Here is a 21,523-nt window from a genome sequence, read left to right as displayed (position 1 = left end):
GGAGTGCGCAATGCGTGAGAGTGAGAAGAATCGGGAATCCGGCTTCGCGGAGCGGCTGACGCTTCTGCCGCCGGCGGACCGCGCGGGGTTCCTCGCCGGCGTGGTCCACGACGCGACGCGGGCGGCGCTGCGGGCCGCGCTGCCCGAGGTTCCCTCCGTCCTCGACCCGGAGAAGGCGTTCTCCGACCACGGTTTCGACTCGCTCGCCGCGGTGGAGCTGCACGCGCAGCTGACCGACGCGACCGGGCTGGACCTGCCGGTGACGCTGGCCTTCGACTATCCGACCCCGGCCGCGGTCGCCCGTTTCCTGCACGCCGAGGTGTTCGGCGCGGAGGAGTCCGTCGCGGTGCTGGCCGCGGCGGGCGCGAACGACGAACCGGTCGCGATCGTGGGCATCGGCTGCCGTTATCCCGGCGGCGCGGTGTCGCCGGAAGCGTTGTGGCAGCTGGTCGCCGACGAGGTGCACACCATCTCCGGCTTCCCGGAGGACCGCGGCTGGGACCTCGACAGCCTGTATGACCCGGACCCCGACAAGCCGGGCAGCAGTTACGTCACCTCGGGCGGATTCCTGCCCGGTGCCGGGGGATTCGACGCCGGGTTCTTCGGCATCGCGCCGCGTGAAGCGTCCGCGATGGACCCGCAGCAGCGGCTTGTGCTGGAGACCGCGTGGGAAGCGTTGGAACGGGCCAAGATCGACCCGTCCACGCTGCGCGGCACCCCGGGCGGCGTGTTCATCGGTGCCGAGGCGCAGGAGTACGGCCCGCGACTGCACGAAGCTCCGGACGGTCTCGACGGATACCTGCTCACCGGCAACGCGCCCAGCGTCGTCTCCGGTCGCGTCGCCTACGCGCTCGGTCTGGAAGGGCCGACGCTGACCGTTGACACCGCTTGCTCCGGTTCGCTTGTCGCGCTGCACTTGGCGGTGCAGGCGTTGCGGCGTGGCGAAACTCAGCTCGCGCTGGCCGGTGGCGTCGCGGTGATGGGCGCGCCGGGTACATTCACTGCCTTCAGCCGTCAGCGTGGTCTCGCGGAAGACGGTCGGTGCAAGGCATTCGCGGCCGCCGCGGATGGCACCGGGTTCGCCGAAGGTGTTGGTGTCCTGGTGCTGGAACGGCTTTCCGATGCGGTCGCGAATGGACACACTGTGCTCGCGGTGGTCCGGGGGTCGGCGATCAACTCGGACGGCGCGTCGAACGGCCTTACCGCGCCGAACGGTCCGTCGCAGCAGCGCGTGATCAAGCGCGCGCTGGCCGACGCTGGCCTGGAAGCGTCCGATGTGGACGCGGTCGAGGCACATGGCACCGGTACTCGGCTCGGCGACCCGATCGAGGCACAGGCGCTGCTGTCCACCTACGGGCAGGACCGCGAAACGCCGCTGCTGCTCGGGTCGATCAAGTCGAACATCGGGCACACGCAGGCCGCGGCGGGTGTCGCGGGCGTGATCAAGATGGTCGAGGCGATGCGGCACGGCGTACTGCCGAAGACGCTGCACGTGGACGAGCCGACGCCGCACGTCGACTGGACCGCGGGTTCCGTCGAACTGCTGACCGAGCAGCGGGAATGGCCGGAGAGCGAACGTCCGCGCCGCGCTGGCGTTTCGTCGTTCGGCGTCAGCGGGACCAACGCGCACGTCATCATCGAGCAGGCTCCGGCCGTCGAAAAGGCGGAGACCACGAGTGACGAGCTGCCGGTCGTCCCGCTCGTTGTTTCGGCACGCAGTGAGGAAGCGCTGAAGGCACAGGCGGCCGCGCTTCTGTCCACTGTGGAATCCCAGCAGTTGACCGACCTCGGCTTCTCGCTCGCCACCACGCGCGCCGCGCACGACCAGCGCGCTGTGGTTGTTGCGGATAACGTCGCCGAGGCCGTGCGCGGATTGCAGGCGTTGGCGGCGGGCGAGCAGGACCCGAACGTCGTGGTCGGCGAGCGCACGCCGGGCAAGCTCGCGATGCTGTTCACCGGCCAGGGTTCGCAGCGGCTCGCGATGGGACGTGAGCTGTACCTGGCGTACCCGAAGTTCGCCGAGGTCTTCGACGAGGCTGTCGACCACCTTGACGTGCAGATGGAGACCCCGCTGCGCGACGTTCTCTTCGGTGACAACGCCGAGGAGTTGAACGAGACGCAGTACACGCAGTGCGCGCTGTTCGCCGTCGAGGTCGCGTTGGCGCGGCTGCTCGAATCGTGGGGCGTGCGGCCGGACATTCTGCTCGGCCACTCGATCGGCGAACTCGCCGCCGCGCACATCGCGGGCGTGTGGTCGCTCGCCGACGCGTGCCTGGTCGTCGCTGCTCGTGGGCGGCTCATGCAGGCGCTTCCGGAAGGAGGGGCGATGGTCGCCATCGCGGCGACCGAGGACGAGGTCCAGCCGCTGCTGGGCGACCAGGTCAGCCTGGCCGCGGTGAACGGTCCGACGTCGGTCGTCGTTTCCGGCGAGCGCGAAGCGGTGGAAACCGTCGTGTCGGTGTTCCGCATGCAGGGCCGCAAGGTCAGCGAGCTGCGCGTGTCGCACGCGTTCCACTCGCCGCTGATGGAGCCGATGCTGGCCGAGTTCCGCGAGATCCTCGAGGTGGTCGACTACGCGGCCCCGACGATCCCGGTGGTCTCGAACGTGACCGGCCGGATCGCGACCGCCGAAGAGCTCTGCTCGCCGGGGTACTGGCTGTGGCACGTCCGCCGCGCGGTGCGGTTCGCCGATGGCGTCCAGGCCTTGGTCGACGCCGGCGTGACGACCGCGGTCGAGGTCGGCCCGGACGCCGTGTTGTCGGCGATGGCCGCCGGCGTCAGCGACGCCATCGCGTTCACTCCCGCGCAGCGCCGCGACCGGCCCGAGGTCGCCACCCTCGCGACCGCGCTCGGCCGCCTGCACACCCGCGGCACGGCGATCGACTGGACGGCGTTCTTCGGCTCGGCGCAGGTGGTCGACTTGCCGACGTATGCCTTCCAGCACAAGCACTACTGGCTCACCGCGCCGACCGGCCACGGCGACGCGGCCGACTTCGGCCAGCTTGCTTCCGGGCATCCGCTGCTCGCCGCCGAGATCGGCCTGGCGGGCGACGACGGCCTGGTCCTCACCGGCCGCGTCGCGCTCCGGACGCACCCGTGGCTGGCCGACCACGCGATCGCCGGCACCCCGGTCCTGCCGGGCACCGCGTTCGTCGAGATGGCTCTGCACGCCGCTGCCCAGGTTGGTTATGGCGTGGTTGACGAGCTGACGCTGCAGGCTCCGCTCGCGCTGCCGGAGACCGGTGGCGTCGCACTGCAGACGCTGGTCGGCCCGGACGTCGACGGCCGCCGCACCATCGAATTCCACTCCCGGCCTGACCACGACGCCGACGCGGCCTGGACGCGGCACGCCATCGGTGTCCTCGCCGCTGGCCCGGTGGTCGAGCCCGCGCCGCGCGGCGAATGGCCGCCCGCCGGTGCCGAGGTGGTCGCGACGAGCGAGCTGTACTCCGAACTGGCTGAACAGGGTTACGGCTACGGCCCGCTCTTCCAAGGCCTGAGTACCGCGTGGAAGCGCGACGATGTCGTGTTCGCCGAGGTCGCGCTGCCCGCGACCGGACGTGACGCGGCGTTCGGCGTTCACCCAGCGCTGCTGGACGCGGTCCTGCACGCCACCGACTTTGCTCCGGGCGAGGCACGCGAGCCGGACGAGATCCGGTTGCCGTTCGCGTGGACCGGCGTGCGGCTGCACGCTTCCGGCGCGACCGAGGTCCGGGTGCGGATCACGTCCCCGGCCACCGGTGGCGTCTCGATCGATGTGACGGATGTGGCCGGTACGCCGGTGCTGTCCGTCGAGTCGTTCCGCTCGCGGCCGGTTCGCGAAGCCGACCTCGGCACTCAGGCGCGCGACCTGCTGTACACCGTCGAATGGACGCCGGTCACTGCGTCGGCGGAGCTGCCGACGCTGGCTTCGCTGGGCTCGGTCAGCGGGTTCGACGTTCCGGTGGTCGATTCGCTGGTGTCGCTGGTCGACGTACCCGAGGTCGTGCTGCTGCCGGTTTCCGTTCCGGGCAAGAACATCGCCGCCGCTGCGAAGCAGACCGCGCACCGCGTGCGGACTGTGCTGCAGCAGTGGCTGGAAGGCGACCGCTACAGCTCGTCTCGTTTGGTGGTGCTGACGCGCGGCACGCTCGCCGACTCCGCCGTCCGCGGTCTGGTGCGTTCTGCGCAGGCCGAGCACCCCGGTCGCGTGGTCCTCGTGGAGGGCGCGGCCACGGCAGCGACCCTGGCGACCGCGTTGGGCTCGGGCGAGCCGGAGCTGCGCATCGACGGGGACACGGTTTCGGCCGGACGGATGGTTCGGCTGGTCGCCGAAGCCGGGGAGCCGACCTGGCGTGCCGACGGCACGGTGCTGATCACCGGCGGCACCGGTGGTCTCGGTGCCCAGGTCGCGAAACACCTGGTCACGAAGCATGGCGTCCGCAGCCTGCTGCTGCTCAGCCGTCGTGGGCTCAACGCGCCGGGCGCCGCCGAGCTGGTCGAAGAGCTGGCGGAGCTGGGCGCGACCGCGAAGGTGGTCGGCGCGGACGTCAGCAAGAAGCGTTCCCTGTCGGCCGCGATCAAGAAGGCCGAGCACCCGCTGTCGGCTGTCGTGCACACCGCTGGCGTGCTCGACAACGCGATGATCGGCTCGCTGACCGCCGAGCAGCTCGACGCGGTGCTGGCCCCGAAGCTCGACGCCGCGTGGGCGCTGCACGAGCTGACCGCGGAGCTGGACCTGTCGGCGTTTGTCCTGTTCTCCTCCTCGGCGGGTCTCGCCGACGGGGCCGGGCAGGCGAACTACGCCGCGGGCAACACGTTCCTCGACGCGCTGGCCGAACACCGGCACGCCGCTGGCCTGCCCGCGACGTCGCTGGCGTGGGGTCTGTGGGCCCCCGACGCCGGACAGGCGATCGGCATGGGCGCGACACTGTCCGAAGTGGACCGCAACCGCATCACGCGGCTGGGGTTGGCTCCGCTGACCGTCTCGGAAAGCCTTGCCGCCCTGGACGCCGCGCTCGGCACCGGCGTTCCGACCATCGTGCCGACACGCGTTGACCGGGCTGCGCTGCGGTCGCGTGGCGAGGACGTTCCGGCGGTGCTGCGCGGGCTCGTTCCCGCCGGTCGTCGCCGGATCGCGGTCGCCAGCGGGGAAGTGACGCCCGAGCAGCAGTTCGCCGAGCGGTTCGCGCACCTCGCCGAGGCTGACCGTGACCGCGCGCTGCTCGACCTGGTGCGCACGCACGTCGCCGCTGTGCTCGGTCACGACAGCGCGGACGCGATCAGCCCGGCCCGCCCGTTCGGCGAGATCGGGTTCGACTCGCTGGCCGCGGTGGAACTGCGCAACATCCTCGACTCGGTCACCGGAATGCGGCTGCCCGCGACGCTGGTGTTCGACTACCCGACGCCGCGTGCGCTCGCCGAGTACCTGGCGTCGCGGCTGGCCGGACTGGCTCCGACGCGCACGATCACCCCGGTGACCACGGTGGATCCGGAGGAGCCGATCGCCATTGTCGGCATCGCGTGCCGCTACCCGGGCGGCGTCGCGACGCCGGAAGACCTGTGGCGGCTCGTGTCCGAGGGCGAGGAGGCGCTGTCCGGCTTCCCGGTCGACCGCGGCTGGAACGTCGACTCGCTGTACGACCCGGAGCCCGGCAAGCCCGGCCACTCGTACGTCAAGCACGGAGCCTTCCTGCACGACGCGGCCGAGTTCGACGCGGACTTCTTCGAGATCAGCCCGCGTGAGGCGGCGGCGATGGACCCGCAGCAGCGGCTCCTGCTCGAGGTCTCGTGGGAAGCGTTCGAGCGGGCCGGAATCGACCCGGTCGGCCTGCGCGGCAGCGCGACCGGCGTGTTCGCCGGCGTGATGTATCACGACTGGGGCACCCGCCTCGGCACGGTTTCCGACGACATCGCGGGTTACCTCGGCAACGGCAGCCTCGCCAGCGTCGTGTCCGGTCGCGTTTCCTACGCGCTGGGGCTGGAAGGCCCGACCGTCACGGTGGACACCGCGTGCTCGTCTTCGCTAGTCGCGCTGCACTGGGCAGTGCAGGCGCTGCGGCGTGGCGAGTGCACGCTGGCGCTGGCCGGCGGCGTCACGGTAATGTCCACTCCGGACACTTTCATCGACTTCAGCCGGCAGCGCGGGCTTTCCGCCGACGGCCGGTGCAAGGCGTTCGCCGAAGCGGCGGACGGTACCGGCTGGGGTGAGGGCGCGGGCATGCTGCTCGTCGAGCGGCTGTCCGACGCTCGCCGCAACGGGCACCCGGTACTCGCGGTCCTGCGCGGTTCCGCGGTGAACCACGACGGCGCGTCGAACGGCCTTACCGCGCCGAACGGTCCTTCGCAGCAGCGGGTGATCGCCAAGGCTCTCGCGGACGCTGGTCTGCAGCCGTCCGAAGTGGACGCGGTCGAGGGGCACGGCACCGGCACCACGCTGGGCGACCCGATCGAGGCGCAGGCATTGCTGGCCACCTACGGTCAGGACCGTTCCGGGGACCAGCCGCTGTGGCTCGGGTCGATCAAGTCCAACATCGGGCACACGCAGGCCGCGGCGGGCGTCGCGGGCATCATCAAGATGGTCATGGCGATGCAGCACGGCCAGTTGCCGCAGACGCTGCACGTCGATCGTCCGTCCACTGTGGTCGACTGGGAGACCGGCGCGGTCCGGCTCCTGACCGAAGCGCGCGAGTGGCAGGTCGACCGGCCGCGCCGCGCCGCGGTGTCGTCGTTCGGCATCAGCGGCACGAACGCGCACGTCATCCTGGAGCAGGCGCCGGCGATCCCGGTCGAGCGGCCTTCGGAGACGCAGACGATCGTTCCGGTCGCGCTGTCCGGCCGATCCGCCGCTGCGGTGCGCGGACAGGCGGCGCGGCTGCGTTCTTGGCTCGCTGAAGGCGTTTCCGTCGCGGAGATCGCGCGTTCGCTGGCTGCGACCCGCGCCTCGCTGGAACACCGCGCGGTGGTGGTCGCCGAGACTGCGGCAGAACTCGCCGACGGACTCGACGCGTTGGCGGGTGGAGACGCGCCGACCGGGCAGGTTGTGGACGGGAAGCTCGCCTTCCTGTTCTCCGGCCAGGGCGCGCAGCGAGTCGGCATGGGACGCGAACTGTACGACGCGTACCCGGCCTTCGCGACGGCGTTCGACGCGGTGTGCGCGGCCATCGACCCGCTGGTTGACGTGCCGCTGCGAGACGTCGTGTTCGGCACCACCGAACTCGCCGACCGCGGTCTGCTGGATCAGACGCAGTACACGCAGACCGGGCTTTTCGCGGTGGAGGTCGCGCTGTTCCGGCTCGCCGAGTCGTGGGGCTTCCGGCCCGATGCGCTCGCTGGGCACTCGATCGGCGAGCTGGCCGCGGCCCACGTCGCGGGTGTGCTTTCCCTTGAGGACGCAGCGAAACTGGTTGCCGCGCGCGGCCGGTTGATGGGTGCGCTGAACGACCGGCGCGGCGCGATGGTCTCGTTCTCCGCGACCGAAGCCGCGGTTCGCGAACTGCTGCAGGGCCACGAGGACGCGGTCAGCATCGCCGCAGTCAACGGTCCGGCCGCGGTGGTCGTCTCGGGCGACGCGGATGTGGTCGCCGAGATCGAGCGGGCGGCTGGCGATGTCCAGACGCGACGGTTGCGCGTGAGCCACGCGTTCCACTCGCCGCTGATGACGCCGATGCTCGACGAGTTCCGTGAGATCGCGGCTGGCCTGGCTTACGACGCACCGAAGATCCCGATTGTCTCGACGGTCACTGGGAAACTCGCCACCGACGACGAGCTGCGTTCGCCGGAATACTGGGTCACCCACGTCCGCGAGACCGTCCGTTTCGGTGCTGCGGTCACGGCTCTGGCGGAGAGCGGAGTCCAGACGTTCCTGGAGATCGGGCCGGACAGCGTGCTGTCCGCGCTCGGGCCGCAGAGCGTCGACGCGGAGTTCGTCCCGTTTGGACGGCGCGACCAGGACGAGGTGCGCACCGCGCTCGCCGCGGCCGGTCGCCTGCACATCCGCGGCGCGGTGAAGCTCGGCCCGCTGCTCGGCGACGGCCCGGTCCGGCTCGACCTGCCGACGTACGCCTTCCAGCACAAGCGTTACTGGCTCGACGCGACTCCGTCCGGCGACGTCACTTCGGTCGGTCAGCAGCCGCTGGCGCACCCGATGCTGGGTGCGGTCGTGGCTGTGTCCGGTTCGGACACCACTGTCCTCACTGGACGGTTGTCCGCGGCTTCGGTGCCGTGGGTCGCCGACCACGTGGTGAAGGGCGCGATCCTGGTGCCCGGCACCGGATTCGTCGAACTGGCGGTCGCCGCCGGCGACCAGGTGGGCCACCCGACGGTGGAGGAGCTGACGCTGCAGGCACCGCTCATCCTGCCGCCGGACGGCGCGGTCGCGCTGCAGGTCGTGGTCGGACCCGCGAACGGCGACCGCCGCCCGGTCACTGTGTTCTCCCGTCCGGTCGAATCGGACGGCGACTGGACCCAGCACGCGCTGGGCACGCTGTCCGCCACCGCCCGGCCGGAACCCGCTGGCCTCACCGAATGGCCGCCGGCGGGCGCGACCCCGATCCCGGTCGACGGCGCCTACGATCGGCTCAACGAGCGCGGTTACGGCTACGGTCCGGCGTTCCAGGGCCTCCAGGCCGCGTGGCGGCGCGGCAACGAGGTGTTCGCCGAGGTCTCGCTGCCGGAACCGGCCGCGTCCACGGCGGGTTCCTACGGCCTGCACCCGGCGCTGCTCGACACCGCGATGCACGCCGACCTCCTCGGCGACCCGAGCGGTTCGACGCTGCTCCCGTTCGTCTGGAACGGCGTCACCCTGCACGCAGTCGGCGCTTCGGTGCTGCGCGTGCGGATTGTCCGGCTGGACGGCGACGAACTGTCCTCGATCGAGGTCGCGGACGGCGAAGGCAATCCGGTCGCGTCGGTCGAGTCGCTGGTCTCGCGGCCAGTGCGGACTGAGCTGGCCGCGCAGGCGGAGACCACGGACGGTTCGCTGCTCAAGATCGGCTGGCAGTCCGCGCCGGTCCCGGCCGCGGAGCCGGGCGATGTCGTCGCGATCGGCCGTGGCCGAGTCGGCGTGGCCGCCACCTACAGCGGGTTCGCGGACCTGCTCGGTGCGGTCGACCGCGGCGAGCCGGTGCCCGGAATCGTGACGCTCTCGGTGCCCACTGCGGATGGCACGGTGCCGGAAGCGGCGCGCGCCAACGCGACGTGGTTGCTCGCCGAGATCCAGGCGTGGCTAGCTGAATCGCGCTTGACGGACACGAAACTCGCCATCGTCACGCAGTCGGCGGTCCCCGCTGGCGAGTCCACTGTGGACGTCACGCAGGGTCTGCTGTGGGGCCTCGCCAGGGCGGCGCAAGCCGAGCACCCCGGACGCGTGTTCCTGATCGACGCTGACGAGTCCAGCACAGCCGCTACGGTCGAGACGATCGCCGCGGTGGTCGCCTCGGGCGAGCCGGAAGCGGCGATCCGTGCTGGTTCGGTGCTCGCTCCGCGCTACACCCGCACCGAAACGACTGGCACCACGGCTTGGGACGGCACGGTCCTGATCACCGGTGGCACCGGCGGTCTCGGCAGCCTGCTGGCGCGTTACCTGGTGGCCGAGCACGGCGTGCAGAGCCTCGTGCTCACGAGCCGTCGCGGTCTCGACGCACCGGGTGCCGCGCAGCTGGCCGAAGAGCTGTCCGACCTGGGCGCGACCGTCCAGGTGGCGGCCTGCGACGTTGCTGACCGCGCGTCGGTCGAGCAGCTGCTCAACGGCCTGCCGGACCTCGGCGCGGTGGTGCACGCCGCCGGTACCGCCGACAGCGGCGTCTTCGACTCGCTCACCGCGGAGCAGCTTGCGGCGGTGCTGCGGCCGAAGGTCGACGCGGCCTGGCACCTGCACGAGCTGACCGCTGACCGGCAGCTCTCCGCGTTTGTCCTGTTCTCCTCGGCGGGCGGCCAGGTGCTCCCGGCCGGACAGGCGAACTACGCCGCGGCCAACGCGTTCCTCGACGGGCTCGCCGAACACCGGCGCGCGGCCGGGCTTCCGGCGACCGCGCTGGCCTGGGGTCTGTGGGCGGAGAACACCGGACTCGGCGGCGACCTCGCCGAAGCCGACCTCGCCCGGATGGCCCGCCTCGGCCTGCCCGCGGTGACTGCCGAGCAGGGTCTCGCCCTGTTCGACGCCGCCGTGGCCACTGAAGACGCGGTCATCGCCCCGCTTCGCGTGGACGTTCCGGCACTGCGAGCACGCACCGACGAACTGCCCGCGCTGCTGCGTGGTTTCGTGCCGCCGAAGGCACGTCGCGTGGCGAAGGCGGCCAAGGCAGCGGACAACGCGCTCGCCGACGAACTGGCCGCGCTGGTCGAAAGCGAACGGGACCGGGTGCTGCTCGACCTCGTCCGCACGCAGGTGGCCACCGTGCTCGGCTACGCGGACAAGTCCGAAGTGGACGGAACGCGGGCGTTCAAGGAACTGGGCTTCGACTCGCTCGCCGCGGTCGAACTCCGCAACCTTCTCGGCACCGCGACCGGCCTGACGCTGCCCGCGACGCTGATCTTCGACCACCCGACCGCCAAGGCCGTCGCGGACTTCGTGAAGGGCAAGCTGCTCGGCGCGGTCGCGAAGACCCCGGCGACGACGGCCCGGACGAACGCGTCGATGCAGGAACCGATCGCGATCGTCGGCATGGCCTGCCGCTACCCCGGCGGCGTGCGGTCGCCGGAGGACCTGTGGCAGCTGCTGGTCGACGAGGTCGACGCGGTCTCCGGCTTCCCGACCAACCGCGGCTGGGACGTCGAGGGCATCTACGACCCGGAACGCGGCAAACGCGGCAAGACGTACGCGAACCAGGGCGGCTTCCTGCACGACGCGGCGGAGTTCGACCCGGCGTTCTTCGGCATCGGCCCGCGCGAGGCGATGGCGATGGACCCGCAGCAGCGGCTCCTGCTGGAAACCGCGTGGGAGGCCATCGAACGCGCCGGGATCGACCCGACCGCGCTGCGCGGCAGCCTGACCGGCGTCTTCACCGGCGCGATGTACGACGACTACGGCAGCCGCGCCCCGGGCGCACCGGCCGACATCGCCGCATACATCCCGAACGGCAGCTCCGGCGCGGTCGTCTCCGGCCGGATCTCCTACCTGCTCGGTCTCGAGGGCCCGAGCATGACGGTCGACACCGCGTGCTCGTCCTCGCTGGTCACGCTGCACCTCGCGGTGCAGGCGCTGCGGGCGGGGGAGTGCGGGCTGGCGCTGGCCGGCGGGGTCACGGTGCTGTCGCAGTCGGATCTCTTTGTCGACTCCAGCCGGCAGGGCGTGCTGTCGCCCAACGGCCGGTCGAAGTCGTTCTCCGCGGCTTCCGACGGCGTCGGCTGGGCTGAAGGCGCAGGTCTGCTCCTGCTGGAGCGGCTGTCCGACGCGCAGCGCAACGGCCACGAAGTGCTCGCGGTGGTCCGGTCGAGCGCGGTCAACCAGGACGGTGCGTCCAACGGCCTGACCGCCCCGAACGGCCCGTCGCAGGAACGCGTGATCCACGCGGCCCTCGCCGCGGGTGGGTTGAAGCCGTCCGATGTGGACGCGGTCGAGGCGCACGGTTCGGGCACCAAGCTGGGCGACCCGATCGAGGCGCAGGCGCTGCTGGCCACCTACGGCCAGGACCGCGAACGGCCGCTGTACCTGGGGTCGGTGAAGTCGAACATCGGGCACGCGCAAGCGTCCGGTGGCGCGGCTGGCGTGATGAAGGTCGTGCAAGCGTTGCGGCACAACATGTTGCCGAAGACGATGCACGTGGACGCACCGTCGCCGGTCGTCGACTGGACCACCGGCAACATCGAACTGCTCACCGAGCCTCGGCCGTGGCTGCCGAACGGACACCCGCGGCGCGCCGGCGTCTCGTCGTTCGGCATCAGCGGCACCAACGCGCACATAATCATCGAGGAGGCCCCGCCCGCTCCCGCCGCCGAAACCCGGCGCACCGCACCGGAACTCCCGGCGATCCCGTTGCCGCTGGCCGGTTCGGTCGCCCCGGCGCTCGCCGACCAGGCCGCCCGGCTGGCCGCGCACCTGCGGGCCAACCCGGACGTCAGCCTGACCGACATCGGGTACTCGCTCGCCACCGGCCGCGCCGCACTCGACCACCGCGCGGTGGTCCTGGCGGCCGACCGTGAAGCGGCGTTGAAGGCGCTCGACGGGCTGGCCGACGGCCGCACCCCGGCGGGCACCGTGGCCGGGACGGTCAGCGTGGCCGACCTGACGGCGTTCCTGTTCACCGGACAGGGCGCGCAGCAGCCGGGCATGGGACGCGGGCTGTACGACGCGTTCCCGGCCTTCGCCGGAGCGTTCGACGAGATTTGCGGACTCTTCGACGCCGAGCTGGAGACCCCGCTCAAGCAGGTCATCTGGGAAGACTCGCCGCTGCTCAACCAAACCGCGTACACGCAATGCGCGTTGTTCGCGATCGAGGTCGCGCTGTACCGGCTGGTCGAATCCTGGGGTGTCACGCCGGATTACGTCGCCGGGCACTCGATCGGCGAACTGGCCGCGGCACACGTCTCCGGAGTGTTCTCGCTGGCCGTCGCCTGCTCGCTGGTCGCCGCTCGCGGCCGGTTGATGCAGGCGCTGCCGACCGGCGGGACGATGGCGGCGATCGCGGCCACCGAAGAGGAGGTGCGTGCCTCCCTGCCTGACGGGGTGGACATCGCGGCGGTGAACGGACCGCGGTCGGTGGTCATCTCGGGGCCGGAAGACGCGGTGCGGGTTGCGATGGCGGCCTTCAAGGAAGCCGGTCGCCGGACGAAGCAGCTGGTCGTGTCGCACGCGTTCCACTCGTCGCTGATGGAGCCGATGCTGGCCGAGTTCTCGGTGGTGGCGGAGAAACTGACCTACTCCGCGCCGTCGATCCCGGTGGTGTCGAACGTGACCGGCAAGATCGCGACCGCCGCCGAGCTGTGCTCGCCGCAGTACTGGGTGGGCCACGTGCGGGAAGCGGTCCGGTTCGCCGACGGCGTCGACACGCTGCTGGCCGCGGGCGTGACCCGGTTCGTGGAACTGGGACCGGACGCGGTGCTCACCGGGATGGCTCGCGAATGCGACACCGCGGTCGCCGACCGGCCGGACCGCGTCGTCCAGGTGCCCGCGATGCGCCGCGGCCGGGCCGAGGTGCCGACCGTGTTCACCGCGCTGGCGACGCTGTTCTCCCGGGGCGCGAAGATCGACTGGAAGGCGCTGTTCGCCGGCCAGGGCGCGTCCACTGTGGACTTGCCGACCTACGCGTTCCAGAACAAGTCGTACTGGCTCGACGCGACGAAGCCGACCGGCGACGTCAGCACGTTGGGCGCACAGTCCGCTGGGCACCCGCTGCTGGGCGCGCTGGTGGAACTGCCGGACGGCGGCGCGGTGCTGACCGGACGGCTGTCGGTCGCGACGCAGCCGTGGCTGGCCGACCACGTGGTGATGGGGCGGACGATGCTGCCCGGCACCGCGTACGTCGAGCTGGCGGTGCACGCTGGCGATCAGGTCGGCTGCAACCTCCTGGAGGAGCTGACGCAGCAGGCGCCGTTGCTGCTGCCGGAGGACGGGGTCGACCTGCGCGTGGTCATCAGCGCGCCGGACGGCAGCGGTCGCCGGGAGCTGTCGGTGCACTCGCGGACCGAGGCGGGCTGGGTCCAGCACGCCGCGGGCACTCTGGCCAACGGTGCGGCGGCGGACTTCTCGCTGGCTGAGTGGCCGCCGTCCGGGGCGGAATCGGTCGACCTGACCGGGTTGTACGACGACCTGGCCGGGCTCGGCTTCGGCTACGGGCCGACGTTCCGCAACCTGCGGGCGATCTGGATCCGCGAAGGCGAGGTGTACGCCGAGGTCGCGCTGCCAGACGGCACCGCCGCGAACGAGTTCGGCCTGCACCCGGGTCTGCTCGACTCGGCACTCGGCGCGACGGACTTCCTGGTCCCGGGCGGTCCGAAGGCGCTGACCGAGACGACCATCCCGTTCGCGTGGAACTCGGTGTCGCTGCAGGCCAGCGGCGCGACCGCGCTGCGGGTGCGGGTCCGGAAGACCGACAGCGGCTCGTCGCTCGACCTGGCCGACGCCGCGGGTGCTCCGGTGGCCCAGATCGCTTCGCTGGTCACGCGGCCGGTGTCGGAGGGGCAGCTCGGCGCGAAGGTGCCGGACTCGCTGTACCGGATCGAATGGCAGCCTGCTTCGGGCGTTCGGTTGGTGCCTTCGCTGGATGGCTGGGCTGTGCTCGGTACCGACGATCTCGGTCTGGGCGTGCCGTTGAAGGCGGAGCCGGTCGAGGCGGAGGTGCTGGTGCTGCCGGTCGGTTCGGGCTCTGGCTCGGTGCCTTCTCAGGTGCACCAGGTCGTGCAGGAAACGTTGCGGCACTTGCAGAACTGGCTGTCGGCCGGGGACGGCAAGCTGGTCGTGGTCACCCGCGGCGAGCTGGTGCAGGCTCCGGTCTGGGGTCTGGTGCGGGCCGCGCAGGCGGAGAACCCCGGCCGGATCCAGGTCGTGGACCTCGACGCTTCGGCAGAGTCGGCTCGGGCGCTGCCCGCGGTCGTCGCGTCCGGCGAACCGGAGGCCCGGGTGCGGAACGGCGAGGTGCGCGTACCGCGGCTGACCCGGGTCACCGAGGTCGGCGAGCCGGTCGAATGGGACCCGGACGGCACGGTGCTGATCACCGGCGGTGCGGGCCTGCTCGGCGGATTGCTGGCGCGGCACCTGGTTGCTCGAGGTGCGCGTGACCTGGTCTTGACCAGCCGGCGCGGTCTCGAAGCGGCCGGGGCGCAAGAGCTGGTCGACGAACTGGCCGGCTCGGGGGCGAAGGTGACTGTCGCCGCGTGTGACGTCACCGACCGGGACGCACTGGCGAAACTGCTCGACACGCTGCCGCGGCTCACCGCCGTGGTGCACGCGGCCGGGCAGATGGACAGCGCGGTGCTGAGCGCGTTGACGCCGGAGCAGGTCGAGAACGTGTTGCGGCCCAAGGTGGATGCGGCCTGGAACCTGCACGAGCTGACGGCTACGCGGGACCTGGCGGCGTTCGTCCTCTACTCCTCTGCGGGCGGTCTGCTGCTCGCGGCGGGGCAGGCGAACTACGCGGCTGGGAACGTGTTCCTGGACGCGCTTGCCGAGCACCGGGCTTCGCTCGGCCTCCCGGCGACGTCGCTCGCGTGGGGTCCGTGGGAAGGCACCGACGGCGAGGTGGACCTGGCGCACATCGCCCGTTCCGGGGTCGCGGAGCTGTCTGCGGCTGAGGGGTTGGAGCTGTTCGATGCCGCTCTGGCTGCTTCGTCGGCGGTGTTGGTGCCGGTGAAGCTCGACCTGAAGGACGCCGACCGTGCTTCGGCGCTGCTGAAGGGGCTCGTCACTGCTGTACCTCGGCGGGCCGCTGTTGCCTCGACGGCCGCACCGGAGCCCGGGTTCGCCGACAAGCTCGCCACGCTCCCGGCGGACGAGCGGGACTCGGCGGCGCTGAACCTGGTGTGCGAGCACACGGCGGCAGTCCTCGGATACGACGACGCGTCCGCGGTCGGGGTCGAAAAGGGCTTCACCGACCTGGGCATCGACTCGCTCGCCGCGCTGGAGCTGCGCAACCGGCTCGGCGCCGCGACCGGGCTGCGGCTGCCCGCGACGCTGATCTTCGACTACCCGAGCCCGCTGCCGCTGGCCCGGCACCTGCTGTCCGAACTGGCTCCCGCTCCCGCGGTTCCGGTTGAAGAAGAACTGAACGGCACCGACGACGCGGCGGCGGCAGTCGCCTCGATGGACCTGGCCGACCTGGTCCGCTCCGCGATGGGCGGCACCGACGAACGGGGTGAATCCCAGTGACCGACAAGTCCGCTCCTTCGACCGAGCAGATCGTCGCCGCGCTGCGGCAGTCCATGACGGACAACGAACGGCTCCGTGCGGACAACCAGCGGATGGCCGCCCGGCAGTCCGAGCCGATCGCGATCATCGGCATGGGCTGCCGGTACCCCGGCGGGGTGACCACGCCCGCGCAGCTGTGGGACCTGGTGGCCGGCGGGGTCGACGCGATCGGCGAGTTCCCGGCCGACCGCGGCTGGGACACCGCCGCCCTGCACGACCCGACCGGCGCCCGGCCGGGCACGACGTACTCGAACGAAGGCGGTTTCCTTTACGACGCCGCCGATTTCGAGCCGGAGTTCTTCGGCATCAGCCCGCGCGAGGCAGTTACGCTGGACCCGCAGCAGCGGCTGCTGCTCGAGACCGCGTGGGAAGCCGTCGAACGCGCCGGGATCGTGCCGTCGACCCTGCGCGGCAGCGCGACCGGAGTGTTCACCGGCGTCATGTACCACGACTACGGCGCGGGCAGCAGCGACGGCAGCCTGATCTCCGGGCGCGTCTCGTACACGCTCGGCCTCGAAGGCCCATCGGTGTCGGTGGACACCGCCTGCTCGTCCTCGCTGGTCGCGATGCACCTTGCCGCACAAGCACTCCGGCGCGGCGAATGCTCGCTGGCGCTGGCGGGCGGCGTAACGGTGATGGTCACGCCGGACATGTTCGTGTACTTCAGCGAACAACACGGCCTGTCCTCTGATGGCCGCTGCAAGGCCTTCGGCAGCGGCGCGGACGGCGTCGGCTGTTCTGAAGGCGCCGGAATGCTGTTGCTGGAAAGGCTTTCCGACGCTCGGCGCAACGGGCACCACGTGCTCGCGGTGCTGCGCGGCAGCGCGGTGAACTCGGACGGTGCTTCCAGCGGGATCACCGTGCCGAACGGCCCGGCTCAGCAGCGGGTAATCCGGGCTGCCCTGGCCGATGCCTCGCTGGAACTGTCCGATGTGGACGCTGTGGAAGCGCACGGGACCGGCACCAAGCTAGGGGACCCGATCGAGGCACAAGCCCTGATCTCCACCTACGGCAAGGTCGCTACTCCTTCGCGCCCGTTGTATGTCGGCTCGTTCAAGTCGAACGTCGGACACACGCAGGCCGCGGCCGGGGTCGGCGGGGTCATCAAAATGGTGGAGGCACTCCGGCGAGGGGTCCTGCCGCCGACGCTGCACGCGGACGAGCCTTCACCGCACGTCGACTGGGCGGACGGCACCGTCGCGCTGCTGGCCGAAACGACGCCGTGGCCGTCGACCGACCGTCCCCGGCGGGCTGCCGTTTCGTCCTTCGGCATCAGCGGGACGAACGCCCATGTGATTGTCGAGCAAGGCGATCCGGTCCCTGAACCTTCCGCCGCGGACGGCCCGGTCACCTGGCTGCTCTCGGCTCCCTCACCGGACGCCCTGCGGGCTCAAGCTGCCCAACTGGCCGATTTCGCTCCCTCAGGCTCCGCGGTTGATGTCGGGCTTTCCCTTGCCACGACCCGAACCCTCAACGAACACCGCGCTGGCGTGGTGGCCGCTGATCGGGAAGCCGCTGCTCGTGCGCTGGCCGATTATGCAGCAGGCCGCGCTTCCTCCGCGGTGGTCGAAGGCGTGGCTTCCGCTCGTCGCGTCGCTTTCCTCTTCACCGGCCAAGGCGCGCAACGAGCTGGCATGGGTCTCGACTTGGCCGCTGCGTACCCGGTCTTCGCCGCTGCCCTGGACGAGGTCGCCGCTGCGCTGGACCTGGACGTCCCCTTGCGTTCCCTGCTCGCCGACGCGGACCGGCTCGACCAGACCGGATACACGCAGCCCGCTCTGTTCGCGGTGGAAGTCGCGCTGTACCGCCTCTTGGAGTCGTGGGGCATCCGGCCTGCCTACCTGCTGGGCCACTCCGTCGGAGAGATCGCCGCCGCGCACGTCGCTGGAGTGCTTTCCCTTGCGGATGCCGGAAAACTGGTAGTCGCCCGGGCTCGGTTGATGCAGGCCCTCCCCGCAGGCGGCGCGATGGTTGCGGTGCAGGCTACCGAGGACGAGGTCCTTCCGCTACTAACCGATGGTGTAGGAATCGCCGCCGTGAACGGCCCTAGGTCGGTGGTATTGTCGGGAGTAGAAGAAGAAGTACTTGCGGTTGCTGGGAAATTTGCTCGAACTTCGCGGTTGCGAGTGTCGCACGCGTTCCACTCACCGCTCATGGACCCGATGCTGGACGAGTTCGCCGCGGTGGCGCGCACGCTGACGTACTCCGAGCCATCGGTGCCCATCGTGTCCACAGTGGAACTCTCGGCGAACGTCGCGACGCCGGACTACTGGGTGCGCCAGGTCCGCGCAGCAGTCCGCTTCGCCGACGGCGTGCACGCGCTGGCCGAGGCCGGGGTAGACACGTACGTCGAGGTGGGCCCGAGCGCGGTGCTGACCGCGATGGGACAGAGCTGTGCTGATGGGGTTGGGGCGGGGGGAGGGGCGGGCGGGCCCGAGGGCGGTGCCGCCAGCGCCAACACCGCCGCCACTCTCGCCAATGCCACCTTCATCCCTGTCCTGCGCAAAGACCGAGCCGAAGCAGAGTCCGCCGCCGCCGCGGTCGCGACCCTGTTCACGCTCGGCGCACCCGTCGACTGGGCCGCGTTCTATCCGGGCGCGCACGTGGTCGAGTTGCCCACTTACGCCTTCCAGCGCAAGCGTTACTGGCTGGACAACCCGACCGGCGCGCGGACTCGCGGCGTGGCCGAGGTCGGACAGCGGGAAGCCGCGCATCCGCTGCTCGGCGCGGTGGTCGGCACCGCGGACTCCGGTGGCGTCGTCCTCACCGGACGGCTTTCGCTGGCCGCGCAGCCATGGCTGGCCGACCACGTCGTCCAGGGCAACGCGTTGTTCCCCGGCACGGCGTTCGTCGAACTGGCCGTCCGCGCGGGCGACGAGGTCGGCTGCGGCCGAGTGGACGAACTCACCCTCGCCGCACCGCTCATTCTGCCGGAAAACGGCGCGGTGCGGCTGCAGGTGACCGTCGGCGCGGAGGAAGACGACGGCACCCGAGCGCTGGGAATCTTCTCCCAGCCCGAGGACGCCGACGAATGGACCCAGCACGGCAGCGGCCGCCTCTCCCCAGCCGGTGCACCGTCCGCGGCAACCGCGGAATGGCCGCCCGCCGGAGCGACGGAAATCGACGTGACCTCGCGGTACGACGACCTGGCCGCACAAGGCTTCGACTACGGCCCGGTTTTCGCCGGCCTGCGTCGAGCCTGGCAAGCGGGCGACGTGCTGGCCGCCGAGGTCGCGCTGCCCGAGCACGCCGACGGCAGCGCATTCGGCTTGCACCCCGCGTTGCTCGACGCCGCCCTGCACACGATCGGCCTCGCCGGCCCGACCGAGGACAAGCCAGTCCTGCCCTTCGCGTGGTCCGGCGTCTCGCTGTACGCCGGCGGCGCGGCAAACCTGCGCGTGCTGATCTCGTCGGACGTCGAGAACACCGTCTCGCTCACCGCGACGGACGCGTCCGGCGCACCCGTGCTCCGCGTGGATTCGCTGGCGCTGCGCCCCATCGCCGACGACGCGTTCGCCGCCGCCGAGCGTTCCGCCGTGGACGATTCGCTCTTCCGCGTCGACTGGATCCCATGGCAGGGCGACGAAGTCACCGCGGTCACGACCGCGATCCTGGGCAACGACGCCTTCGGCCTGGGCGGCGAGTCCTATGTGGACCTCAACGCCCTCCTGGAAGCAATCCACGACGGCGCTCTGGTCCCAGACGTCGTGTACGTACCCTTCGCCGCCCCGGAAACCGCCACGCCGGAAGGCGCTCGCGCGGCCGTTCACCACCTCCTCGCCTTGGCCCAAGCCTGGGTCGCCGAGGATGTACTAGCCGCCTCGCGCCTGGTCGTCGTCGCCTCCGGTGCGATCGCCACTCGCCCGGACGAGGGCGCGCCCGACCTCACCCACGCGGCACTGTGGGGCGTGATCCGCACCGCGCAACTCGAGTACCCGGACCGATTCATGGTCGTAGACCTGGACAACGGCCCGGTCCCGATCGGCTCGGTCCTCGGCGCGATGTACGCCGACGAACCCGGCGTCGCAGTCCGCGACGGCGCCGTTTTGGTGCACCGCCTGGCAAAATACGTGCCGTCCGGCACCGTCGCCTTCGACCCGGACGGAACCGTCCTGGTCACCGGCGGCACCGGCGTGCTAGGCCAGCTGATCGCCCGGCACCTGGTCGCCGAACACGGCGTCCGCCACCTGCTCGTCACCAGCCGTCGCGGCCCCGCCGCTCCCGGAGCCGACGAGTTCGTCGCCTCCTTGACCGAACTGGGCGCCGCAGTCTCCCTGGTGGCCTGCGACCTGTCCTCCCGAGACGCCGTCGCGGACCTCCTCGCCGACGTCCCGTCCGCCCACCCGCTGACCGCGGTAATCCACACCGCGGGCGTCGTCGACGATGGCGTGCTCCTGTCGCTGACCCCGGAACGGATGGACGCCGTCCTCCGCCCGAAGGTCGACGCCGCGTGGCACCTGCACGAACTGACCGCGTCCCTGGACCTGTCCGCCTTCGTGCTGTACTCGTCGGCAGGCGGAACCCTGGGCGCCGCGGGCCAAGCCAATTACTCCGCCGCGAACGTCTTCCTAGACGCCCTTGCACACCACCGCGCCGCGAGCGGTTTGCCAGCCGTCTCACTCGCCTGGGGCCTGTGGTCCGAAGGCGGCATGTCCGGCGACCTGGCCGACACCGACCTGATCCGCATGGCCCGGTCCGGCGTTTTCGGCCTGTCCTTCGCCGACGGCCTGGAACTCTTCGACGCGACAGCAGCCGCCGGCCAACCGTCACTCGTGCCGGTCCGCCTCGACATGTCGGGCCTGCGCGCCGACGCCCACAGCGTCCCCGCAATGCTGCGCGGCCTGATCCGAGGCCGCCGCCGAGTCGAGGTCGTCGACGATTCCTGGAACCAGGTGCTGCGCCTGTCCGGTGCCGAACGAGTACGGGCCGCCGTTGACCTGGTCTGCGGCACCGCCGCCGTAGTCCTGGGCCACGAACGCCGAGACGCAGTAGACCCGAGAAAGGGCTTTATCGAACTCGGCTTCGACTCGCTCACCGCCATCGAACTGCGCAACCGCCTGGACGTCCTCACCGGCATGCGCCTGCCCGCGACGCTGATCTTCGACTACCCGTCCGTGCAGGTGCTGGGTGAACACCTTGTTGCGGACGGTGCCCCGTCCGCAGTCGAGATCCAGTTGGACGCCCTCGAAGACGTCGTACGTGGCCTGGAGCCAGACGAGGTCTCCGGAGTGGTGACGCGCCTGAAGGCAGTACTGGCGTCGCTGGCTCCCGACGAGGAGGTAGAAGGAGCCAGCGCTGACGAGCTGTTCGCGCTGCTGGACGAGGAACTGGAAGCCCGCTAACCGCTTTGGGGCCGCCCTGCTGGGCGGCCCCATCGCTTCCTAGGCCCACTGCGGCAAATCCCGGCCTCCTCCGGCGACGGCATCCGCGCGATCGCCCGAGCCGTGCCGTGATGACTGCTGTGGCGGGTTAGCAGTTAAGGCAACAAATCCACCTGCGGCACCGAACTCCTCCGCCGTGACGTTCTTGGGTGCCAATCCCAAGCCGCACGGTGCCCGCGGTGACACCACGCCGACATCTCGTCCCGACAATCCTGGCCGGTCCGGACGTCGCGCCGCGCGCCTGGCAGATCGATCGACTCGACGCGAACTTCACCGAAACCGGCAGCGAGTCCTGTCGCGTTCACGCACCCCGGCTGAAGGC

2 protein-coding genes are annotated in these 21,523 nt (G+C 71.1%); both read left to right on the top strand.

Going from position 1 to position 21,523, the window contains the following annotated elements; translation table 11 throughout:
- Positions 1-10 precede the first annotated feature (10 nt).
- The gene (locus CU254_RS30145; RefSeq protein ID WP_037715265.1) at positions 11-15,781 is read left to right on the top strand and encodes a type I polyketide synthase; all 15,771 of its coding nucleotides are present in this window, start codon (positions 11-13) and stop codon (positions 15,779-15,781) included.
- A complete protein-coding gene (locus tag CU254_RS30140) occupies positions 15,778-21,162 on the top strand; it encodes a type I polyketide synthase (RefSeq protein WP_009082208.1) in 5,385 nt (1,794 codons plus the stop codon). The genes CU254_RS30145 and CU254_RS30140 overlap by 4 nt, the downstream gene beginning before the upstream one ends.
- Positions 21,163-21,523 lie beyond the last annotated feature (361 nt).

This window comes from Amycolatopsis sp. AA4, assembly GCF_002796545.1.
Lineage (GTDB): Bacteria > Actinomycetota > Actinomycetes > Mycobacteriales > Pseudonocardiaceae > Amycolatopsis.
This window is presented reverse-complemented; position numbering and strand designations above follow the sequence as displayed.

Bases quoted from the DNA above. Each gene is read 5' to 3' on its own strand.
- CU254_RS30145 (WP_037715265.1), top strand. From the start codon at position 11: ATGCGTGAGAGTGAGAAGAATCGGGAATCCGGCTTCGCGGAGCGGCTG.